The organism is Arthrobacter sp. Leaf141, assembly GCF_001424565.1.
Classification (GTDB): domain Bacteria; phylum Actinomycetota; class Actinomycetes; order Actinomycetales; family Micrococcaceae; genus Arthrobacter.
Genome location: NZ_LMOL01000013.1, coordinates 85757 through 108083, shown reverse-complemented (window position 1 = coordinate 108083; position 22327 = coordinate 85757). Strand labels below are relative to the sequence as shown.

Sequence of the window (22327 nt, the reverse complement as noted above, 5' to 3'; positions counted from 1 at the left end):
GAACCACGGTAGTCACAAATGCAAGGGAATGGCGCTGCTGGCATAATCACGGCAGTGCTAGTTCCAAGACCAGATGATGCGCGGATCGCGTCATCGTTCACGCGAGGGAGCGTTTAAGTGGCCGATCAGGCAACTGCGCAAGAATTCGACATCCTGGTACTCGGTGGCGGCAGCGGCGGATACGCTGCAGCGCTCCGGGCCGTACAGCTTGGCCTCACCGTGGGCCTCGTGGAGAAGGCAAAGCTGGGTGGTACCTGCCTGCACAACGGCTGTATCCCCACCAAGGCCCTGCTCCACTCCGCCGAACTGGCCGACCACGCCCGTGACTCCGCCAAGTACGGCGTGAACGTCACCCTCGACAGCATCGACATCACTGCCGTCAATGCGTACAAGGACGGCATCATCGCCGGCAAGTACAAGGGCCTGCAGGGACTCATCAAGTCCAAGGGCATCACCGTCATCGAAGGCGAAGGCAAGCTCCAGGGCACCGACACCGTTGTTGTGGACGGCACCGCCTACAAGGGCAAAAACATCATCCTGGCCACCGGCTCCTACTCCCGCACCCTTCCGGGCCTGGAAATCGGCGGCAAGGTCATCACCTCCGATGAGGCCCTGAAGATGGATTCCATCCCCAAGAGCGTCATTATCCTGGGCGGTGGCGTCATCGGCGTCGAATTCGCCTCGGTCTGGAAGTCCTTCGGCGTGGACGTCACCATTGTGGAAGGCCTGCCGTCGCTGGTCCCCAACGAAGACGCCACGATCATCAAGAACTTCGAGCGTGCCTTCAAAAAGCGCGGCATCAAGTTCTCCACCGGCGTGTTTTTCCAGGGCGTCGAGCAGAACAACGACGGCGTCAAGGTCACCCTGGTGGACGGCAAGACATTTGAAGCCGACCTGCTCCTCGTGGCCGTGGGCCGTGGCCCCGTCACCGCCAACCTTGGCTACGAGGAAGCCGGCGTCACCATCGACCGCGGCTTCGTCATCACCAACGAGCGCCTGCACACCGGCGTGGGCAACATCTACGCCGTGGGCGACATTGTCCCCGGCGTGCAGCTGGCCCACCGCGGCTACCAGCAGGGCATCTTCGTGGCCGAGGAAATCGCCGGCCTGAAGCCCGTAGTGGTCGAAGACATCAACATCCCCAAGGTCACCTACTCCGAGCCCGAGATCGCCACCGTGGGCTACACCGAGAAGGCCGCCAAGGAGAAGTTCGGCGAGGACCAGGTCCAGACCCAGGAATACAACCTGGCCGGCAACGGCAAGAGCTCGATTCTGGGCACCAGCGGCCTGGTCAAGCTGGTCCGCCAGAAGGACGGCCCCGTGGTGGGTGTCCACATGATCGGTGCCCGCATGGGCGAGCAGGTGGGCGAGGCCCAGCTGATCGTGAACTGGGAAGCGTACCCGGAGGATGTGGCCCAGCTGCTGCACGCCCACCCCACCCAGAACGAGTCCCTCGGCGAAGCCCACCTGGCCCTCGCCGGCAAGGCCCTGCACGGCTAATTTTCCCCGTAGTTCCTGGGGCCTGGTGCACCTGGACCCGACTTCCGGGTGCACTAGGCTTCAAACAAGGCAGCATTCATCCGCATCAAAGATCAATAAGGAGAACGGGGACGACATGTCTGAATCCGTTAACTTGCCCGCCCTCGGTGAGAGCGTCACCGAAGGAACCGTCACCCGCTGGCTTAAGCAGGTAGGTGACCGGGTAGAGGTGGACGAGCCGCTGCTCGAAGTCTCCACCGACAAAGTAGACACTGAAATCCCCTCTCCCGTAGCTGGCGTGATTGAAGAAATCCTGGTCGCTGAAGACGAGACCGCCGAAGTAGGCGCACCGCTGGTGCGGATCGGCGACGGCTCCGGCGGCGGCGCGCCCGCAGAGGAAGCACCCGCTGCAGAAGCACCGGCCGAAGAGGCCCCCGCAGCAGCTGAGGAAGCCCCCGCGGCAGCCCCGGCCGAAGAGGCACCGGCGCAGGAAGCTCCGGCAGCCGGCGGCGGCGAAGGCCACGAGGTTACCCTCCCGGCGCTCGGCGAAAGCGTCACCGAAGGCACCGTCACCCGCTGGCTCAAGGCCGTGGGCGATTCCGTCGAGGTCGACGAGCCGCTGCTCGAAGTGTCCACCGACAAGGTGGACACGGAAATCCCGTCCCCCGTTGCCGGCACCCTCCAGGAAATCCGCGTCAACGAGGACGAAACGGCAGAGGTTGGCTCTGTCCTGGCCGTCATCGGCTCCGGCGCAGCAGCAGCACCGGCTGAAGCACCCAAGGCCGCTCCCGCACCGGAGGCACCGAAGGCTGAAGCCCCCAAGGCAGAGGCACCGAAGGCAGAGGCACTGAAGGCTGCCCCGGCACCGGAAGCGCCCAAGCAGGCCCCCAAGTCAGCTCCGGCACCCGAAGCCCCCAAGGCTGAGGCCCCGGCAGCAGCAGCCTCCGAGTCGGGCTACGTCACTCCCCTGGTCCGCAAGCTGGCCAACCAGCACGGCGTGGATATCACCTCGCTCGCCGGAACCGGCGTGGGTGGCCGCATCCGCAAGCAGGACGTCATCGCCGCCGCCGAAGCCAAGGCAGCCCCTGCCGCTCCGGCCGCAGCACCGGCAGCATCCGCACCGGCGCCGGTCGCGGAATCGTCCCTGCGCGGGACCAGCCAGAAGGCTCCCCGCATCCGCCAGGTCATCGCCCGCCGGATGCGCGAATCCCTGGAGATCTCCACCCAGCTGACGCAGGTCCACGAAGTTGATATGACCAAGGTGGCCAAGCTCCGCACCAAGGCCAAGAACTCCTTCCAGGCCCAGAACGGCGTCAAGCTGACCTTCCTGCCGTTCATCGCCAAGGCAGTGGCTGAAGCCCTCAAGCAGCACCCCAAGCTCAACGCTGCGTACGACGAGGACAAGCAGGAAATCACGTACCACAACGCCGAGCACCTGGCGATCGCCGTCGACACCGACAAGGGCCTGCTGGTCCCGGTCATCTCCGACGCCGGCAACCTGAACCTCGCCGGGCTGGCCGCCAAGATCGCCGACGTTGCAGGCCGCACCCGCGGTGGCAAGATCGGCCCGGACGAACTGTCCGGCGGTACGTTCTCGATCACGAACATCGGTTCCGTGGGTGCCCTGTTCGACACACCGATCATCAACCAGCCCCAGGTGGGCATCCTGGGCACCGGTGCGATCGTCAAGCGCGCCGTGGTGGTTGCTGACGAAAACGGCGACGACTCGATCGCCATCCGGTCCATGATGTACCTGTCGCTCACGTACGACCACCGCCTGGTGGACGGCGCGGACGCCGGCCGCTTCCTGCAGACCCTGAAGGCACGCCTCGAAGAAGGCGCCTTCGAAGCGGACCTCGGGCTCTAACCCGCTCAACCGCTTGACGACGGCGGTGCAAGGCCAGGGAGGGAAACCTCCGGAAGCCCTGCGCCGCCGTCGTGCTTTAACCGCCTTCTGCTACAGGGCGTAGAACAAACTGGCTAAGCTGGGATTATGACTATTCTCTTCAGCATCCTGGTGTTCCTGCACATCGTCGGGGCGGCCATGATCGTGGGCTACTGGATTGCCACGATCAAGGAACCCACGGTCCACCCCCGCCAGCGCGACGGCGCTTTCCTGCAGCTCCTGACCGGCATCGCCATGATGGGCCTGCTGCCTTTTATGCCGGACGCCGACCCCAATTACGCGAAGCTCGGGATCAAGCTGGTCATCGCCGTTGTGGTTGCAGTCCTCGCCATCGTTGGCGTCCGCAAGGCCAGGAGCGGCCAGCCCGTCTCCACCGGCCTGGCGCACGGCGTGGGCGGCCTTGCGCTGATCAATATCGCGATCGCCACCATCTGGAACTGACCCGCTGCGCTGCCGGGCAGCTCCGTCAAAGTCACAATCCACTGACAGCGGACATCCGTCGCGCGCCGTAAGCGAAGTCCCTAGGATGGAACAAGGCGGGGCCCAGGCAGTAGCCTGCCCCGGTAACAATCAACCTGAGGAGTGAACATGGCAGCAACGCGTTCAGCAAACGCCGTATGGAACGGGAACCTGACGGAGGGTTCCGGAACCACCAGCCTGGCTACCTCCGGCCTGGGCACGTTTGATGTCACCTGGAAGGCCCGCACCGAAGCGGCCAACGGCAAGACCAGCCCGGAAGAGCTCATCGCCGCGGCCCACGCAGCCTGCTTCTCCATGGCATTCAGCAACGAACTGGCCACCGCCGGCCACAACCCGGAGGAAGTCCGCACCAAGGCTGACGTCACCTTTGTCCCCGGCACCGGCATCACCGGTAGCCACCTGACCATGTCAGCCAAGGTTCCCGGCATCTCCGAGGAGGAGTTCCAGAAGATCGCCGCTGCTGCGAAGGTGGGCTGCCCCGTTTCCGGCGCCCTCGCCAGCATCGACATCACCCTGGACGCCACGCTCGACGCCTGAGCCGACAGCGGCGCAGATGCGCCGGATGGTTTGAACAGGGCCGGTGACCGGCCCGCAGGAGTGGCCCCGTCCCAGCTGGGACGGGGCCATTCCTGTGCCATATCCGGCCGGACCCGGACGGACCGGACTTGCGCCGGGGTTGGAGATTGGCTTTGCTGCCGGGCGGATCCGGAACATGCCCGGCACAAAAAAGCTCCCCGGGCGCCGGAGCTGGCATTGCCGGTCCGGCCCCCGGGGAGCCTGGTGCCCGGTCAGGCAGCGCCTGTCCGCGCTGCTGCGCCTACTTTCCCTGCCGGCGGGCCGGCAACGGGGCCGGGCGCAACCGGCGGTATCCCTCGCGGGCCGGGGGCCGGTCGGTGGGCAGTTCCTGGACCATTTCCTTGAGCGCACCAATGCCGTATTCAAGCTGGGGATCACGGCCGGCGGCGTAGGCGTGGGGCGGGAAGGCCACCTCGATGTCCGGATCAACACCATAGTTTTCCACGCCCCAGCCAACACCGCCGCCGAACCAGTTGGCGTAGCGCGGCTGGGTGACCCCGGTGCCGTCGGCCAGGCTGAAGCGGTTGTCGATGCCCACCACGCCACCCCAGGTGCGGGTGCCGATGACGGGTCCGATCCCCCGCAGCTTGGAGACCTGGGTGATGATGTCGCCGTCGGAGCCGGCGAACTCGTCCGCCAGGAGGATGACCGGGCCGCGCGGCGCGTGGTCCGGATAGGTCCTGGGCTTTTCGCCGCGTGGCATGCTCCAGCCGGTGACCTTTCGGCCAATCAGCTCTGCCACCAGCTGCGAGGTGTGCCCGCCGCGGTTGCGGCGGACATCCACGATCAGGCCATCGAGCGCCGTCTCGGTGTCCATGTCCCGGTGCAGCTGCGCCCAGCCATTGGCCATCATGTCCGGGATATGCAGGTAGCCGAACGTGCCGCCGGATGCCTCCCGGACGGTGCGCCGGTTCGCAGCCACCCATTCCTGGTAGCGCAGCCGTTCCTCGTCCTTGACGGGGACCACAGCGACACGGCGCTGGGATCCTGCGGCTTCGCCATGGGCGGCACCGTTCAGGAGGGTCAACTCGACGGCCCGGCCTGCAGCTCCCACCAGTTGCATGGCGGGGGTGACGACGTCGGAGAGCGGGACGCCGTCCACGGCGAGGAGGATGTCCCCTGCCTTGGCGCCGACCCCGGGCCTGGTGAGGGGCGAGGTGGCCAGCGGATCAGATGATTCGCCTGCCAGGATGCGGGTGATTTCCCACCCCGCCGGGGTGTGGCTGAGGTCGGCGCCGAGCCTGCCCTGGCCGTGGCTGCCGGGTTCGGTCACCGCGGCGGGCTTGACGTAGGCGTGCGAGGTTCCGAGTTCGCCGTGCAGCTCCCAGAGCAGGTCCACCAGGTCATCGTGCGAGCCCAGGCGGTCCACCAGGGGACGGTAGCGCTTGTGGATGGATTCCCAGTCCTGGCCGGCCATGTCCTCGGTCCAGAAGAAATCGCGCTGCAGGCGCCAGGCTTCATCAAAGGCCTGGCCCCAGACGCTCAGCGGGTCCATCATCACGCGGATCCGGCCCAGGTCCACCTTGACCAGCTTGCCGGACTCCTCATCCGCCTTCGCATCGGCCGGGACCTCGCTCACCTGCTTGTCGGCGATCAGCACCACCTTGGCGCGGTCACCGGAAAGCCGGTAACTGTCCACCGCATCCACCAGTGTGGTCTGCTTGCGGCGTTCCAGGTCGAACCGGACCAGGCTGGGGCGGGCATCCTTGTCGTCCTTGTTGGCCTTGCCGTCACCCGTAACCCCGGCAAGGGCCCAGTCGAGCCACAGCAGGGCCCCGTCCGTGGCTTTCAGGGCGGTGTAGTTGCCCTGCGGGACGGGGACGCCGATGACGCGGTGGGACAAGCCTTCCGCATCCACCACCACGGCGGACTGTTCCGTCCCGTCAGTGCCGGCGGTTTCCCCGGCTGCCGTCCCGGCGTCGTTATCAACGGCGGGACCAAACGGCGACGGCGTCCGGGCACCCAGTGCCACCAGGTACGGCTTGATGGGGCTGGGGAAGGAAAGGTCGAAGGAATGCCCGTCGTAGACAGGGTCGAAGCTGCGGTTGGACAGGAAGGCCAGGAACTTGCCGTCCGGGGTGAAGGCCGGCGACCGGTCGCAGAAACGCCCGTCCGTCACCTCCACGGGCCCGGTCCTGGGCTCCGTCACGTTGGCCAGGCGCAGCTTGGTCCGGGTGCCAAACGACGTGACGGGCTCAGCCCACGCCAGCCACTGCGAGTCCGCGGACCAGGCCAGGTCGTAGATGGAACCCTCACCGATGCTGGCCACCAGGGTCAGGGCACCGGTGGCGGTGTCCGCGAGGTGCAGGTCGCCGAAGGATGTGCCCACCGCAAGCCAGCGGCCGTCCGGGCTCGCTTCCAGGGAACTGGTGCGCGACGGCGACGGAAGGTTGATGCGCACGGCGTTTCCGTCGGCGTCAGCCGGCCGGGCCGCGGCGGCGTCCGCGGCCGCTTCGGCAGCGCCGGTTTCGGGGGCGACGTCAGCCTGCTGGTCGTCGCCGGCCGGAGCGGTGGCGTTGTCCCGGGCCAACACGGCGGAGCCGGTGGCGGGGACGGGTTGCGGCAACGCCGGGGCTGCTGCGACGGCGGGTGCCGCTGCCGTGGCGGGCACGGATTTCGCCGGCACAGCAGGTGTGGTCACCACGCCGCTGTGCTGGACCGGAGCGGCGATGTCCTTAATGTAAAGCGCCTCGACGCCGTCGTGGTCCGCGACGTAGGCGATCCGGCCGCCGGCCACAGGCCGGGGAAGGCGTGCCCGGACCCCGGGCGTGGCCTCGATGATGCGCGAGGGGCCGTCCTTGTGCCGGAGCCAGTGGATGGTGCCGTGCGCCTCGATGGCGCTGGCGTTGCCGGCTTCGTCGGGGATCACGGCGCCCAGGTGCCTGGTGGTCTTCAGGAGCGCCGGCCGGCGTGACTGGGAAGCAGAGCCGAGGCTGATGTCCAGCCGGACGGCGTCGGACTGCAGGTCATGCAGTACCCACAGTTCGCCGGCAGACTCGAAAATGACCCGGGTACCGTCCGAAGCCGCATGGCGGACGTAAAAGTCCTCGTGGTCCGTGTGCCGGCGCAGGTCCTTGCCGCCGGGGAGCACCGAGTAGAGGTTGCCGTAGCCTTCGTGGTCCGACAGGAACGCGATCCGGCCATCCACCCACATGGGGTCGGCGATGTTGCCGTCCAGGTCGGGGAGCAGCCGGTCGAACTCGCCGTTGCCGTCCGAGTCGATCCACAGCTTGCCGGCGGTACCGCCCCGGTAGCGCTTCCACCAGGCCGGTTCACGGGACAATACGGAGGCCACAACAACGGGCCGCTCATCGCCCAGCTCCGGACCGAAAGCCACTGACTCCACAGGCCCGAACGGGAGCTCTTCGGCCGCGCCGCCTTCCAACGGAACGCTGTAAGCGTAAGTGTGGCGGCTTTCGGCCTGCCGGAAGGCGCTGGTGACCACCACGGAGCCGCCGGCAGTGAAACCCTTGACCCGGGTGGTGGCGTGGCCGAAGTAGGTGAGCTGCCGGTACCCGCCGCCATCAACTTCCGCTGTGACCACCTCCGGCGCCGTTCCCTGCACCACCGACCAGACCAGCCGCTTGCCGTCCGGCGTAAAGCGGGGGTTGCGGGCGGGCAGCTGCAACGCGGAAACACGCCAGGCCCGGCCGCCTCCCAGCGGTGCAATCCATACGTCGTCCTCAGCCACAAAGGTGACCAGATCGCCGTGCAGGTGCGGGAATCGGAGGTAGCTCGAAGAGGTCATCGTTCGATCATAGTCAAACCATCCACGCCACCGTGGCACGTGCCGGGAGAACCGCGGCCATGGTGAGATGGAGCATGCGCATCGTCATCGCCGGAGCTTCGGGACTGATCGGCACCCACATGTCCGCCACTTTCCGCACTGCCGGGCACGAGGTGATCTCCCTGGTGCGGCGGGAGCCTTCAGCCGCCACGGAAGCCCGGTGGGACCCCGCCCGCGGTGAGCTGGACCCCGGCGTCCTGGCCGGCGCGGACGCCGTCGTTAACCTTTCCGGCGCCGGAATCGGTGACCGGCCCTGGACCCGGACCCGGGTGGCGGAGCTATACAGTTCCCGGGTGGACTCCACCAGGACCTTGGCCAAGGCCATGCACAAGCTGGACGTCCCACCGGCCACGTTCCTCAGCCAGTCCGGTTCGAACTATTACGGCGACACCGGGAACACGGTGCTGCGCGAGAACTCGCCGGCAGGATCGGCGATCCTTTCGCGGCTGTGCCTTGAATGGGAGGAAGCTGCGGCCAGGGCCCCGCACGGGGTCCGGGTGGTAAACCCCCGCACCGGAGTGGTCTTCAGCCGGTCCGGTGGGGCGCTGGGAAAGCTGTTGCCGCTGATGCGGCTCGGGGTAGGCGGGCCGTTGGGCGACGGCAGGCAGTACTGGCCCTGGGTCACCCTGCCGGATGTGTCGGCAGCTTTCCTCTTCCTCTTGGAGTCGGAAATCTCCGGGCCGGTCAACCTGTGCGCGCCGGAGCAGGCAGACGTTGACACCATCGTGGCGGCCCTGGCCCGTGCACTGCACCGGCCGGCCGTGTTCCGCGTCCCGGCGCCGGTCCTGAGGCTGCTCATGCGGGACCTCGCGGAGGAGCTCCTGCTCTCCAGCGTGCGGATGGAGCCGGGAGTGCTTTCCGCCGCCGGTTTCCACTGGCAGCACCCCACCTTGGCGGCGGCTGCCGGGTGGGTGGCCGGCAAAGACTGATCCGGCCGCAGCTGAATCCGGAACGGCAGCTGGATCCGGGCCGGGTGCTGGATCCGGGCCCGGGTGCTTCTAAGCCGGCCGCTACTGCCGGTCACCCGCCGGCCAGGATCTCGCTGACACGCCACGAGCCAGCGAACTCCACCAGGACCACGCGGAGCCGCTGCTCTTCCCCGGCAGGAACTGCGGCCAGCACGGAACCCTGTGCGTCCACTTCGCTGTAGGCCGACGTAGCCACCGTGGCGCCCACGACGGCCCGGCCGCCTGGCGGCGGGGGCGCGCCGGCCGGTCCCTCCGGGGCTGCCGGTGCGGCCGGACCGGGTTCGGCCGCCACGTTTGTCAGGGTGCTGGTGAACCCTGACAACCGCCGGCCGGCCGCCAGCAGGCCGTCCATGATGAGAGTGTCCGTCGCCGCAGCCGCTGAGCCGGGTGCATTCACGCCCGCCAACAACTCTGGTTGTTGCGTCCTGAAGGCCTGGTCCCGGAGCGCAGCCAGGCCCATGATTGCCCGGGCAGGGTCGGCTTCCGTTGCCAGGCCCCTGGCAGCTCCGAAAGCCTCGTCGTTCGCTGCCGGGTTAGGGCCGTCTGAGGCGCCCGGTGGGCCGGCTGCCGCGTTGGAGGCGTTGGAATCCGCTGCGGCGTTGGGCTCGGGTGCGGCGCTGGAATCCGCTGCGGCGCCGGAACCCTGATCCGCGGGACTGGCCGCCCCTCCGGGCGAAGCGGTTGGCGCAAGGATCCACGCCGGTCCGGTGCTGCCTGGCCACCGCGCTCCGGCGATCCCCAGCGGTCCCGTCGCTCCCAGCCCCAGCGCTGCCAGCCCCAGCCCTGCTACGACCGCGGCGCAGGTTGCGGCTGCAATGACGGCGGTGCGGAGGGTTGCCCCAGCTCGGCGCCGAGTCCCTGTCCCTGTTGCTGCCCGGGGTTGGTGCCACAGCCGTGGACCCCGGCCCTGACGCTGCCCCGCCATGACCAGCCGCCGCCCGCCCCTGGCCCTGTCGGTGTGCCTGCCGCGGACAGCTGGGTGCTTTGGCACCGCGGGGAGGTCAGGCGCCACGGGCGCGGGGAAATCCCGAACCGGTTGCCCGTCCCCTGGCTGTCGGGTGACGGCGGGGAACGGGATCCGGGCGCCGGTTCCGTCCCGCCCCAAGGTAGCCAGCCGCCGTCGGACGTTCCCCAGCCTGGCAGCGGCGGCGGCCTTCCGGGATGGTTCCGGGGCCGGCCGTCGCGTCAGCAGGTGCGGAATCACCGAGGGGTGGACGGACGAAGACAGGTCGAGCGGCGCCGCCGCCGCGCTGCGGTAGACGGCCGTTGCCAGGGCAGCAGCTGTGGGCCGGAGCCGGCGGTCCTCACTGAGGCCGGCTTCCAGGATGGCGGCGAGGTCCGCCGGAACCTCCGGCACCAGCAGGGAGAGCGGCATGCGGTCGAGGGTGCGCGCCGGGGCGCGGCCCGTCAGGCAGAACCAGCCCAAGGCAGCCACCGAGTAGACGTCACGCTCCGGCTGGAGGCCCGCCCTGACGGCGTCCACCGGGGCCGGGTCCTGGAAGCCCGGCGTGCCGGCCGGACCCGCAGCGGCAGGGTCACCCAGCATCCGGGCCAGGCCAACATCGGAAAGGAGCGGCTTGCCGTGCACAGTGAACAGGACATTGCCGGGCGACACGTCCGAGTGGGTGAACCCCTTTCCGTGCAGGTAGGCCAGCGCCTGGGCGATAGGCGTCAGGACCGTAACCGTTTCCCCCACGCCGATCCGGCCGCGTGCCGCCACAAGCCCGGCCAGCGAGCCTCCCGGTGCGTAGTCCATGATCAGCGCAGCCGTTCCGGCGCCTGCTCCGGCCGACGGGATAACAGCGCTGTGGGCCCGCACCAGGTGCTGATGGTCAAGGACGGACAGGATACGGATTTCCCGCCGGATGGCATCAGCGTTCATGGCGCGGCCGGAAGCCGTGCCACCCGGCTCCCGGAAGCATTTCAAGGCCACCTCGCGGCCCGTGCGCTGTTCCGTGGCAAGCCACACTGACGCACTCCCGCCGCTGCCCAGCAGCCGCCCCGTGGAGTAACCGGCCACCATCGGCTCCTGCAGATCATCCATCCCTCAGGTGTAGCGGAATCCGGCCGTCGCTGCAGAAGTTATCCACAGGCACGCCTGAACGCCCGGATTCTGGCCGCGGTGAGCTTGGACACTAAACCGGGCAGCGCCGGCGGCGGGGTCTAAGCTGGATGCCATGACTCTTGAGTTTTCCCAACTGGGTCTGGCTCCGGATTTCATCGACTACAACCGTGGTTGGGAAGTCCAGACTGAACTCCATGACAGTGTTGTCGGCGGAACGGCGCCGAGTACCGTCCTGTTCCTCGAGCACTCCCCCGTCTACACGGCGGGCAAGCGCACCGAGGACCATGAACGGCCGTTTGATGGAACGCCGGTGATTCCGGTGGACCGCGGCGGCAAGCTGACCTGGCACGGCCCAGGCCAGCTGGTGGGCTACCCGGTCATCCGGCTGAAGAACCGCGCTGGGATCCGCGACTACGTGGAACGCCTCGAAGCAGTCATCATCGCTGTCCTTGCCGACTACGGCATCACAGCAGTCCGGATCCGCGGTCGCGCCGGCGTCTGGATCGAAGCGGACGCCAAGGGACCGGACCGGAAGATCGCGGCCATCGGCATCCGGGTGCACGAAGGCGTCACTATGCACGGCTTCGCCATCAACTGCAACAACGATCTTGCACCGTACGCACAGATCATCGCCTGCGGCATCACCGATGCAGGCGTAACCACCATCGCCGCGGAAACGGGCAGTAATATTGCCCCCGCAGACCTGGTTTCCCGGATTACCGAGGAACTGCGCAAGAATGAAGACGCCCTAGTCGCCACCCCAGAAGGAGCATTACTTTGACACTGGCACCCGAAGGCCGGAAGATGCTCCGGATCGAACAGCGCAACGCGGCGGTGCCGGTGGAGCGCAAACCGGACTGGATCAAGGCCAAGGTCCAGATGGGCCCGGAGTTCGTCCAGCTCAAGAACCTGGTCAAGAAGGAAGGCCTGCACACTGTGTGCGAGGAGGCCGGCTGCCCCAACATCTTCGAGTGCTGGGAAGACAAGGAAGCCACCTTCCTCATTGGCGGTTCCGAATGCACCCGCCGCTGCGACTTCTGCCAGATCGACACGGGCAAGCCGTCCCCTGTGGACATGTTTGAGCCCACCAAGGTGGCGCGCTCCGTCCAGGCCATGCAGCTGCGGTACGCCACGGTGACGGGCGTGGCCCGCGATGACCTCGCGGACGAGGGCGTCTGGCTCTATGCCGAGACGGTCCGCAAGATCCACGAACTTAACCCGGGTACCGGCGTCGAACTTCTGATTCCCGACTTCTCCGGCCGGCCCGAGCACATCGCGGCCATCTGCGACTCCAAGCCCGAGGTTTTTGCCCACAACGTTGAGACGGTTCCCCGGATCTTCAAGCGCATCCGCCCCGCGTTCCGCTATGAGCGTTCGCTGGATGTCATTACCCAGGGCCGCGACCTGGGAATGGTCACCAAGTCCAACCTGATCCTGGGCATGGGCGAGACCCGCGAGGAAATCTCGGAGGCCCTGCGCGACCTGCATGCGGCTGGCTGCGACCTGATCACCATCACCCAGTACCTGCGCCCGTCGGAACGGCACCTTCCGGTGGACCGCTGGGTCAAGCCGCAGGAATTCGTTGACCTGCAGGAGGAAGCTGACGAGATCGGCTTCCTGGGCGTGATGTCCGGTCCCCTGGTCCGGTCTTCCTACCGTGCGGGGCGCCTGTGGGCCACCGCCATGCGCAAGAAGGGCTGGGAGATCCCCGCCGAACTGGCGCACATCGAGAGTTCCGGCAGCACCCGGCAGGAAGCCAGCTCGCTGTTGGCGGCGCGTTCCTGACCACTTCGACTGACGTCCCCAAAGGCAGGGCCCCGGATCACTCCGGCGTCCTGCCTTTGGCGTCCGGTCACGTAGAATTAAGGCACTATGGCGAAATCCACTGAATCCAGCACCCCCAACCCGGCGGACGCACCAAAACGCGGCCTCTTTTCGCGAAAGCCGAAAGAAGCGAAGGCCAAAAAGCCCAGCCGGCTAAAGCAGATCCGCGAAGTCTTCAACATGACCCGCCGGCACGACCCCATGGTCCCGTGGCTGATGTTGCTGGTCTTCCTGGGCGTGACGGCAGTCGGCTTCCTGGTGGGTTACTGGCTGGAAAACTGGGTTACCGGCCTGATCATCGGCATCATGCTGGGCCTGCTCGGCGCCACCCTGATTTTGTCCCGGCGCGCTGAGCGGGCCGCGTTTGCGCAGATCGAGAACCAGCCCGGCGCGTCCGGCGCAGCCCTCGGCACCCTCCGCCGCGGCTGGATCACCGAAGAGCAGCCGGTGGCGGTTAACCCCCGCACCCAGGATGCCGTGTTCCGGGCCGTCGGCCGGCCCGGCGTTGTGCTGATCAGTGAAGGCCCCACCCAACGGGTGAAGCCGCTGGTGGACGCGGAACGCAAACGGCTGTCCCGGATCCTGCCCAACGTTCCCGTGCACGTGATCGAAAGCGGCCGCGGCGAAGGCCAGGTACCCATCAGCCAGGTGGCCAAGAAGATGGGCAAGATGAAGAAGGAGCTCACCAAGCTCGAAGTCAACACCGTCTCCAAGCGGATCGCCTCGATGGGCACCCGGCTCCCCATCCCCAAGGGCATCGACCCCTACAAAGCGCGTCCCAACCGCGGACGCTAGACCCCAGACCGCCCCGGTCCCGGCTCCTGCCGGCTGCCGGGGCGTTCTTTTTTACCGCCGCAGCTCCCACGACAGGACCCCGACATGCCCGCCAAGACCATCGTGATCCGTATCTTCAAGATCCTCGCCATCGCCGAGGCCTGCAGCTGGGCTGCGCTCCTGATCGGGATGTACTTCAAGTGGATCGCCGGGACCACGGAAATCGGCGTGCAGGTTGCCGGGCCCATCCATGGTGCGTTGTTTGTGGGTTACGGCATCGCGGCGCTGGCCCTGTGGCGGCTGCAGCGCTGGCCTTTTGTGGTGGCGCTGTTCGCCGGGCTGTCCGCGGTGTTCCCCTTCGCCACCCTGGCTTTTGAACGCTGGGCCGGCAACCGCGGCTACCTGACCGCTGCACCGGCGCAGCAGGAAAAGCCGGCCAGGGAATCCAGCCGCGCCTGACAGGACCCGGTCAGCGCCGGATCAGCAAGGTGTTCATGGCGCGGTCGTGCAGGCCGCGCTGGTCCGGATCGAAGATCACGGCGGGAATCACCAGGCACAGCAGCAGCGCGCGCACCAGGGCGGCCAGCGGCCCGGGGGTGCCACCGCCGGGCCGGATGACCGAGATGCCCAGGAGTCGGTGTCCGATGCTGTAGCCGAGCGTGCCCACCAGGAGGGTCTGCTCGACGGCGAAGATCGCCAGGGTTGCCCATGCGTCGCCACCGAAGGCGTAGTTGCTGATGAGCAGCGCGAGGCCCCAGTCTACGATAATCGCGGCGAACCTGCGCCCCGCCCTGGCGATGGAGCCCGGTCCGCTTTCTGGAAGGCCAAGGCGGGCGCCGGGGTACCGGGAAATTCCAGACGTGTCAGGTCCGCTGAGCCAGGAACCAATGTCTTTGCGATCTACCACCACCCCAGTTTACCGGCGGTGCCGCCGGCAATTTTCCCGACATTCACCCGCCCACAGTGTGGATGGGGTTAGACCACAGTGTGGACACGGGATAGCGTTGTCCCTATAAGGGCATTCTGTAACCTGCCCGAAACAATGCGGACACGGACGGGAAATGCCGCGTCCATAGGCTGGTGGCAGTTTCAAGCAATTCCTTCCGGCAGGGACGATCATTGCGGTCGCCCCGCCTTCGGATTGCGCTGGATCAGCTGGCTTTCAGCCAGATATTCACATATGCGTTAGGAGCATAGATGTTCAAGACTGCGGACGAAGTCCTCAAGTTCATCAAGGACGAAGATATTAAGTTCGTCGATATCCGCTTCACCGATCTCCCGGGCGTCCAGCAGCACTTCAACGTCCCCGCGAAGAGTGTTGACGCGGACTTCTTCATCAACGGGCAGCTCTTCGACGGCTCCTCCATCCGTGGCTTCCAGGGCATCGCCGAGTCGGACATGCAGCTGATCCCGGACGTGACCACCGCGTTCCTGGACACCTTCCGCATGGAGAAGACCCTGGCGCTGAACTTCTCGATCGTGAACCCCCGCACGGGTGACCCGTACCACCGCGATCCCCGCGGCGTGGCCGAGAAGGCCGAGGCCTACTTGGCTTCCACCGGCATCGCCGACACCGCGTTCTTCGCTCCGGAAGCCGAGTTCTTCGTCTTCGACAACGTCCAGTACGAGTCCTCACCGCAGGGCAGCTTCTACAAGATCGACTCTGAAGAAGCACACTGGAACACCGGCCGCAAGGAAGAAGGCGGAAACCTCGGCTACAAGACCCCCATCAAGGGCGGTTACTTCCCGGTCTCCCCCACCGACAAGCAGGCCGACCTTCGCGACGCCATGTGTGTTGCCCTGGACGAGGCCGGCCTTGAGGTCGAGCGCAGCCACCACGAAGTCGGCTCCGCCGGCCAGGCTGAGATCAACTACAAGTTCACCACGCTGACCCACGCTGCCGATGACCTGCAGAAGTTCAAGTACGTCATCAAGAACACGGCAGATGCCTGGGGCAAGTCCGTGACCTTTATGCCGAAGCCCGTCTTCGGTGACAACGGCTCGGGCATGCACTGCCACCAGTCGCTGTGGACCGGCGGCGAGCCGCTGTTCTACGACGAGAAGGGCTACGCCGGCCTGTCCGACACCGCCCGCTGGTACATCGGCGGCCTGTTGAAGCACTCCTCGGCTGTCCTGGCCTTCACCAACCCGACGGTTAACTCCTACCGCCGCCTGGTCAAGGGCTTCGAAGCCCCGGTCAACATGGTTTACTCGCAGGGCAACCGCTCCGCCGGTATCCGCATCCCGATCACGGGTTCGAACCCGAAGGCCAAGCGCATCGAGTTCCGCGCTCCGGACCCCTCCTCCAACCCGTACCTGGCGTTCGCAGCCCAGCTGATGGCCGGCATCGACGGCATCCGCAACCGCATCGAACCCCCGGCTCCGATCGACAAGGACCTCTACGAGCTCCCCGCCGAGGAAGCCAAGGACATCCCCAAGGCTCCGGGCACGCTCGAGGAAGCCCTGGAGGCCCTGCGCGAGGACAACGAGTTCCTGCAGGCCGGTGGTGTCTTCACCCAGGACCTGATCGACACCTGGATCGACTACAAGTACGAGAACGAAATCAAGCCGCTCTCACTGCGCCCGAACCCGTACGAGTTCGAGCTGTACTACGGCGTCTAGTCCGTCAACACCAAAGCGGCCACCGGAAAACCGGTGGCCGCTTTTTTGTGCCCGCGGCTATCCGCGTGAGCGCTGGGCCAAGCGGAGGGTGGGAGCCCCGTTCCAGACGTGCTGAGACCGGGAACAGGGCCCCCTGACGAATGCCCCCCGAGACGAAGACCTGCTCAGCCTTCCCCCCAACAAGGTTGAAGGACACCGCCAATCCACATGATCGGCCAATCGGGAACCAAGCGCAATGCCCGGCCCGGCACGGCGTCATGCAGCCGACGCAAAACCGCTGAACATGATCCGCTGCGGGCCCGCGCTGCCGCCGGCGTATTGGCCGCGGTCCTCGAACCCGGCCGCCCGGTAGGCCGTCAGGCCCGCCGGGTTTTCCTCGTTGACGGAAAGGACGACGCCGGTCTCCGGACCTTGCAGCCGCAGCGTCAGTTTGTGCGCGGCCACCACCGCGGCGGCGGCGGCCGCGGTGCCGTGGCCACGGCCCTGGTACCGGCTGTCGATCAGGAAGCCCCGCAGCAGCCAGGCAGTACGGTCCGCCGGCCAGCCGGCAAGGCTGGCAGCCCCTGCCTGTAGGGTGAGCACACCCACAGCCCGGCCATCGGATTCGATCACGTACGGCAACCGTTCCTCCTCGGCCAGCCCGGCCAGGGCCATCCGGAGCGGGTCCCCCACGAAGCGTTCCTGGCCCGGACTGAGCCGCAGCGCGGCGACGGCGCCCAGCTGGATGGCCCGGGCGTCGTCGTCGAGGTCCCGGAGCGGGATGAGCCAGGCGCCGCCCTGCACGCGGTTCAGGACCCTGCGGGTCCGCTGCCGCTGTCTTCCGCGTCGGTGGCAGGCCCGGCCGGGTCCATCCAGAGCACCTCCCACAGGTGGCCGTCCGGGTCCTGGAAGCTGTGGTTGTACATAAAGCCGTGGTCGATGGCATCCTCCGACAGTGAGCCGCCGTTCGCCAGGGCCGTCCGGACGGCCTCGTCCACGGCTTCCCGGCTGTCCACCGAATAGGCCACGATAGCTTCGGCGGCACCGCTGGTGCTGGCCACCTCCTTCGCGGTGAAGGTTTTGAAGTAGTTCTCCACCAGCAGCATCACATAGGCGTTGTCGTTGACGATCATGCAGGTGGCGTTCTCGTCGGTGAAGTCCGGGTTGAAGGTGAACCCCAGGGCGGTGAAGAACTTCACGGACCGGGGCAGGTCCTTGACGGGCAGGTTCAGGAAGATTTGGGTAGCCATGCGCCCAAAGTTAGCACCGGCGCCCGGCGGCTGTCAGCCATTGCCCGTCCCGCAGGCCCCGCGGGGCGTCAGTGCCCATAGAAGACCCGTTCGAAGACCGCCCTGGCGCGCCGGCTCAGCCGCAGGTAGTCCTCTTCCAGGGCGGCAGCGTTTCCGGGTTCGTAGCCGCACCAGCGGGCCACTGCCTCCAGGTCGCGGCGGGACGAGGGCAGCAGGTCCGAGGCCTTGCCGGTCCAGATCACGTTGGCGGACCTGATCCGGCTGGCCAGCCGCCACGCGGAGGCCAGCAGGTCCGCATCCTCCCGGGCCAGCAGCCCCAGGTCAGCGGCTGCATCCAGCGCGCCCACCGTGGACGTGGTCCGCAGCTCCTGGTGCTGCCCGGCATGCTGCAGCTGGAGCAGCTGCACCAGCCACTCGACGTCGCTCAAGCCGCCGCGGCCCAGCTTCAGGTGGCGGGCCGGATCCGCACCGCGCGGCAGCCGCTCGGCCTCAACCCGCGCCTTGACCCGCCGGACCTCGCGCACGTCCTGCTCGGAGATTTCCTCCGGATACCGGATGGGTTCAATGAGCTGCAGGAAGTCCGCCGCCAGGGCGTCGTCCCCTGCCATGGGCCTGGCCCGCAGCAAAGCCTGTGCCTCCCAGACCAGCGACCAGCGCCGGTAATACTCCGCGTAGGAATCCAGCGAACGGACCATGGCACCGTTTTTTCCTTCGGGCCGGAGGTCGGCGTCCATCTGGAGGACCCGTTCGGCCATGATGGCAGGCTTCAACGGCTGGGTCAGCAGGCTGGAGACCTTGGCCACCATCCGCAGGCCCTGCTCCTGCGCCTCGGCGTCGGTGAACCCCGGCAGCGCCCGGTGGACGTACATAACATCCGCGTCGGAGCCATACCCGATCTCCCGGCCGCCCTGCCGGCCCATGGCAACCACCAGCATGGCGGTCTTGAGCGGGCCCGACATCTGGACCACACTTTCAGCGACGCGGAGCGCGCCCAGCACGGCAGCCCGGTCCGTGTCCGCCAGCGCAGCCCCCACCTGGTCCTGGTCCAGCAGTCCCACGGAATCGGCGATCGCAATCCGCAGGATCTCGCGGCGCCGGATGAGCCGGATCAGGCGCATGGCGCTTTCCGGATCCGAGTGCCGCGACATCTTGGCCGTGATCTCCTGCCATTGGGCCTGGAACGGGACGGGCGCCAGGTCCTTGTCCTGCCCCAGCCACGCCACGGACTCCGGCGAGACTTCGAGCAGGTCGGCGATGAGCCGCGAGTTGGACAGCATGTGGCACAGCCGTTCAGCGGCGGCGGTGGAGTCCCGGAGCATACCCAGATACCAGTGGGTGGTGCCCAGCGCCTCGCTGACGCGCCGGAAGGCCAGCAGCCCGGCATCCGGGTCCACACCCTCCGCCAGCCAGTCCAGGAGCACGGGGAGCAACTGGCGCTGCAACGCTGCCCGCCTGCTCACCCCTGCCGTCAGCGCCTCGATGTGCCGCATGGCACCGGGCGGGTCAAGGTAGCCCAGCGCCGCAAGCCGGCCCTGCGCGGCTTCGGGAGTGAGCCGGGCGTCTTCGGAGCTGAGCTTTGCGGCGGTGTTCAGCAGCGGCCGGTAGAAGATCCGTTCGTGCAGTTCGCGGACCGAGCGTTTGGTCTTCTGCCAGGCGGCCAGCAAAGCGTCCGGGTGGGGCCGTTCGGTGGCAAAGGGGCCAAGGACTGCCTTGGCCAGGGACCGGAGGGCCGGGTCCGCTACGGGCATCAGGTGGGTGCGCCGCAGCTGGAACAGCTGGATCCGGTGTTCGAGCAGCCGCAGGTAGCGGTAGGCATTGTCGAACGCGGCAGCGTCGGACCGGCCGATGTACCCGCCGGCGGACAGCGCAGCAATGGCCGAGGTGGTGTCACGGCGGCGCAGCGACTCGTCAGCCTTGCCGTGGACCAGCTGCAGGAGCTGGACGGTGAATTCGACGTCGCGCAGGCCGCCACGGCCCAGCTTGATCTGGCGCTGCTCTTCGGCCGGCGGGATGTGGTCGGTGACCCGGCGCCGCATGGCCTGCACGGACTCCACAAATCCGTCCCGGCTGGCCGACGTCCAGATCAGCGGCGCCACCGCTTCCTCGTAACGGCGGCCCAGGGCGGCGTCGCCGGCAATGGTACGGGCCTTCAGCAGCGCCTGGAACTCCCAGCTTTCGGCCCAGCGCGCGTAATACGATTCGTGCGAGGCAAGGGTCCGCACCAGTGGACCGGATTTGCCCTCCGGGCGCAGGTTGGCGTCCACCTCCCAGAGGCCCGGCTCCCGGGCGAGACCCATGATGGCGCGCGAAATGCCCGTGGCGAGTGCCGTGCCGATGGTATTGGCGTGGGCGTCATCCAACTGCCCCGCGTCCACCACGTAGATCACGTCGACGTCGGAAATGTAGTTCAGTTCCCGGGCGCCGCATTTGCCCATGCCAATGACGGCGAGGCCAATCCCGGCAACGTCCGAGGCACTGTGCTGCTCCGCTGCCTCGGCCCGCGCCACGGCGAGGGCCGCCTCGATGGCGGCACCTGCCAGGTCAGCCAGTTCGGCCCCCACTGCGGGCAGGAAATCCAGCGGGTCGGCGGCGCAGAGGTCCTTGACCGCAAGGTCCACCACTCCCCTGCGGTAGGCGGTGCGCAGCGCCACGTAGGCTTCCACTCCGGTCCGGGTGGCCACCGGCCTGGCAGCCCGCGGGTCGGCGCCCACGGACTGCAGAAGCACCGCGCGGAGCACGGCCGGGTCCGCCTGGACTGGCTCGGGGCTTGCCCGGACGTTGAAGGCCTCGAGGTGTTCCGGGTGCCGGATCAGGAACTCACCCAGCGCCTCGGAGGCGCCCAGCACCCGGTACAGCGGTTCGCTGGTTTCAGGGTCGGCTTCGGCGAGTTCCCGCAGCGCGGGGTGCTTCTCCACCAGGCGCACCAGGGACTGCAGCGCCGTATCCGGACTGGCAGCCATCTGCAGCCCGGCGAAGAGCCGGTCCTGGTCCAGGCCCTCCAGTTCCCGGGCAGCCAGAAACCGCCCTGCCTTCTCCAGGTCACTGAAGCCGGCCGAGATCAGGCGACGCGCCAGGCTCACGCCGACAGCCTAGAGGATGCCGAGATTGCGCTGCAGCTCGTAAGGGGTGACCTGCAGCCGGTAGTCCTGCCATTCGGCCCGCTTATTGCGCAGGAAGTGCTCAAAGACCTGTTCGCCCAGGATCTGGGGCATCAGTTCAGAGTCCTCCATGGAGCGGATCGCATCGTGGAGGCTGGCGGGCAGCGGATCGTGGCCCATGGCGCGGCGCTCCGCGGAACTCAGCGACCAGACATCGTCCTCAGCGGCTGCCGGCAGGTCGTAGCCCTCTTCGATGCCCTTGAGCCCGGCACCGAGCAGGACGGCGTACGCCAAGTAGGGGTTGGCGGCGGAATCGATGCCGCGGTACTCGATCCGGGCGGACTGGCCCTTGCCCGGCTTGTACAGCGGAACCCGGACCAGGGCCGAGCGGTTGTTGTGGCCCCAGCTCAGGTAGCTGGGCGCCTCGCCGCCGCCCCAGAGGCGCTTGTACGAGTTCACGAACTGGTTGGTGACGGCCGTGAACTCAGGTGCGTGCTTGAGGATGCCGGCGATGAACTGCCGTGCGGTCTTGGACAGCTGGAACTCGGCGCCGGCCTCGTAGAAGGCGTTGGCGTCGCCTTCGAACAGCGAGAAGTGGGTGTGCATGCCGGAGCCGGGGTGGTCCGTGAACGGCTTGGGCATAAACGTGGCGTACGTGCCCTGCTGCAGCGCCACTTCCTTGATGACGGTGCGGAACGTCATGATGTTGTCCGCGGTCTGCAGGGCGTCAGCGTAGCGCAGGTCAATTTCGTTCTGGCCGGGGCCGGCCTCGTGGTGGCTGAACTCCACGGAGATGCCCACCGATTCGAGCATGGTCACGGCGGTGCGGCGGAAGTCCTGGGCGACGCCGCCGGGGACGTGGTCAAAGTAGCCGCCCTCGTCCACGGGGATCGGCGCGCCGTCCGGGCCCGGGGCCTGCGACTTGAGCAGGTAGAACTCGATTTCCGGGTGGGTGTAACAGGTGAAACCCATGTCGGCGGCTTTGGCCAGCGTGCGCTTGAGGACGTTGCGCGGATCGGCGGCGGAAGGTTCGCCGTCGGGTGTAAGGATGTCGCAGAACATCCGCGATGTCTGCTCCGTTTCGCCCCGCCACGGCAGGATCTGGAAGGTTGAGGGGTCCGGCTGGGCAAGCATGTCGGATTCGAAGACGCGGGCCAGGCCTTCGATGGCGGAGCCGTCAAACCCGAGGCCTTCCTCGAACGCCCCCTCCACTTCGGCCGGCGCCAGGGCCACTGACTTGAGCGATCCCACAACGTCGGTGAACCACAGGCGCACGAAGCGTACGTCGCGCTCTTCGATTGTGCGCAGGACAAACTCTTGCTGGCGGTCCATGAAGGCCTCTTCTCCGGTCAACGTCCATGCTCCGGGTCCACAAGAAAGGGAAGCCGGCAGCAGTTCACCAACACTGTACTAAGCATTCGACGGCGATGCTGAAGCCCGCACCGCGTGTAACACAGCGTTTACAACCGATCCAGGGTCCGCGCCAGCCGCCGCACGCGGCGGGCACCTGCAAATGGCC

General features: G+C 67.4%; 17 protein-coding genes. 10 read left to right on the top strand and 7 right to left on the bottom strand.

The window, feature by feature from the left end:
* Positions 1–117: 117 nt before the first annotated feature.
* The 4 genes from lpdA to ASF72_RS10935 all read left to right on the top strand — a co-directional run bounded on the left by lpdA (position 118) and on the right by ASF72_RS10935 (position 4402).
* Positions 118–1500, top strand: a complete 1383-nt coding sequence (gene lpdA, locus ASF72_RS10950) for a dihydrolipoyl dehydrogenase (RefSeq protein WP_050685721.1) — start codon at positions 118–120, stop codon at positions 1498–1500.
* Positions 1501–1615: 115 nt separating this feature from the next.
* The gene (gene sucB / locus ASF72_RS10945) at positions 1616–3346 is read left to right on the top strand and encodes a 2-oxoglutarate dehydrogenase, E2 component, dihydrolipoamide succinyltransferase (RefSeq protein ID WP_056598824.1); all 1731 of its coding nucleotides are present in this window, start codon (positions 1616–1618) and stop codon (positions 3344–3346) included.
* Between the two features lie 126 nt (positions 3347–3472).
* A complete protein-coding gene (locus ASF72_RS10940; RefSeq protein ID WP_050685719.1) occupies positions 3473–3826 on the top strand; it encodes a hypothetical protein in 354 nt (117 codons plus the stop codon).
* A gap of 147 nt (positions 3827–3973) precedes the next feature.
* Positions 3974–4402, top strand: a complete 429-nt coding sequence (locus ASF72_RS10935) for an OsmC family protein (protein WP_050685718.1) — start codon at positions 3974–3976, stop codon at positions 4400–4402.
* Positions 4403–4682: 280 nt separating this feature from the next.
* On the opposite strand, the gene ASF72_RS10930 is transcribed toward ASF72_RS10935, so the two are convergent.
* Positions 4683–8189: a S41 family peptidase gene (locus tag ASF72_RS10930; protein WP_056598821.1), complete on the bottom strand. Its 3507-nt coding sequence runs from the start codon at positions 8187–8189 to the stop codon at positions 4683–4685.
* A gap of 74 nt (positions 8190–8263) precedes the next feature.
* Here ASF72_RS10930 and ASF72_RS10925 point away from each other — a divergent pair, with 74 nt between their 5' ends.
* On the top strand, positions 8264–9157 hold the full coding sequence (locus ASF72_RS10925; protein WP_056598818.1) for a TIGR01777 family oxidoreductase: 894 nt from the start codon (positions 8264–8266) through the stop codon (positions 9155–9157).
* Positions 9158–9248: 91 nt separating this feature from the next.
* Here ASF72_RS10925 and ASF72_RS10920 read toward each other — a convergent pair whose 3' ends face one another.
* Entirely contained in the window at positions 9249–11240 is a 1992-nt protein-coding gene (locus ASF72_RS10920; RefSeq protein WP_056598815.1) for a serine/threonine-protein kinase, read from the bottom strand.
* 133 nt (positions 11241–11373) lie between these two features.
* Here ASF72_RS10920 and lipB point away from each other — a divergent pair, with 133 nt between their 5' ends.
* The 4 genes from lipB (at position 11374) to ASF72_RS10900 (ending at position 14318) form a co-directional block, all read left to right on the top strand.
* Positions 11374–12042 (top strand): lipoyl(octanoyl) transferase LipB, encoded by a 669-nt coding sequence (gene lipB, locus ASF72_RS10915; protein WP_056598811.1) that lies wholly within the window; start codon positions 11374–11376, stop codon positions 12040–12042.
* On the top strand, positions 12039–13046 hold the full coding sequence (lipA, locus tag ASF72_RS10910; protein ID WP_056598808.1) for a lipoyl synthase: 1008 nt from the start codon (positions 12039–12041) through the stop codon (positions 13044–13046). Before lipB ends, lipA begins: the two co-directional genes overlap by 4 nt.
* Positions 13047–13133: 87 nt before the next feature.
* The gene (locus ASF72_RS10905; protein WP_050684175.1) at positions 13134–13880 is read left to right on the top strand and encodes a DUF4191 domain-containing protein; all 747 of its coding nucleotides are present in this window, start codon (positions 13134–13136) and stop codon (positions 13878–13880) included.
* Between the two features lie 84 nt (positions 13881–13964).
* Positions 13965–14318: a DUF3817 domain-containing protein gene (locus tag ASF72_RS10900; RefSeq protein WP_050684174.1), complete on the top strand. Its 354-nt coding sequence runs from the start codon at positions 13965–13967 to the stop codon at positions 14316–14318.
* 10 nt (positions 14319–14328) lie between these two features.
* On the opposite strand, the gene ASF72_RS10895 is transcribed toward ASF72_RS10900, so the two are convergent.
* A complete protein-coding gene (locus ASF72_RS10895; protein ID WP_050684178.1) occupies positions 14329–14766 on the bottom strand; it encodes an RDD family protein in 438 nt (145 codons plus the stop codon).
* 290 nt (positions 14767–15056) lie between these two features.
* On the opposite strand from ASF72_RS10895, the gene glnA (ASF72_RS10890) reads away from it, so the two are divergent.
* Positions 15057–16481 (top strand): type I glutamate--ammonia ligase, encoded by a 1425-nt coding sequence (glnA, locus tag ASF72_RS10890; protein ID WP_050684173.1) that lies wholly within the window; start codon positions 15057–15059, stop codon positions 16479–16481.
* 255 nt (positions 16482–16736) lie between these two features.
* Here the strand turns inward: glnA (ASF72_RS10890) and ASF72_RS10885 are convergent, their stop codons facing one another.
* The 4 genes from ASF72_RS10885 to glnA (ASF72_RS10870) all read right to left on the bottom strand — a co-directional run bounded on the left by ASF72_RS10885 (position 16737) and on the right by glnA (ASF72_RS10870) (position 22140).
* Positions 16737–17264 carry a GNAT family N-acetyltransferase gene (locus ASF72_RS10885; protein ID WP_056598805.1) on the bottom strand — a complete coding sequence of 176 codons (528 nt, stop codon included), beginning with the start codon at positions 17262–17264 and terminating at the stop codon, positions 16737–16739.
* 5 nt (positions 17265–17269) lie between these two features.
* A complete protein-coding gene (locus tag ASF72_RS10880; RefSeq protein WP_050684171.1) occupies positions 17270–17710 on the bottom strand; it encodes a VOC family protein in 441 nt (146 codons plus the stop codon).
* Between the two features lie 68 nt (positions 17711–17778).
* On the bottom strand, positions 17779–20790 hold the full coding sequence (locus ASF72_RS10875) for a bifunctional [glutamine synthetase] adenylyltransferase/[glutamine synthetase]-adenylyl-L-tyrosine phosphorylase (protein ID WP_056598803.1): 3012 nt from the start codon (positions 20788–20790) through the stop codon (positions 17779–17781).
* A gap of 9 nt (positions 20791–20799) precedes the next feature.
* Positions 20800–22140 (bottom strand): type I glutamate--ammonia ligase, encoded by a 1341-nt coding sequence (glnA, locus tag ASF72_RS10870; RefSeq protein ID WP_050684169.1) that lies wholly within the window; start codon positions 22138–22140, stop codon positions 20800–20802.
* Positions 22141–22327 lie beyond the last annotated feature (187 nt).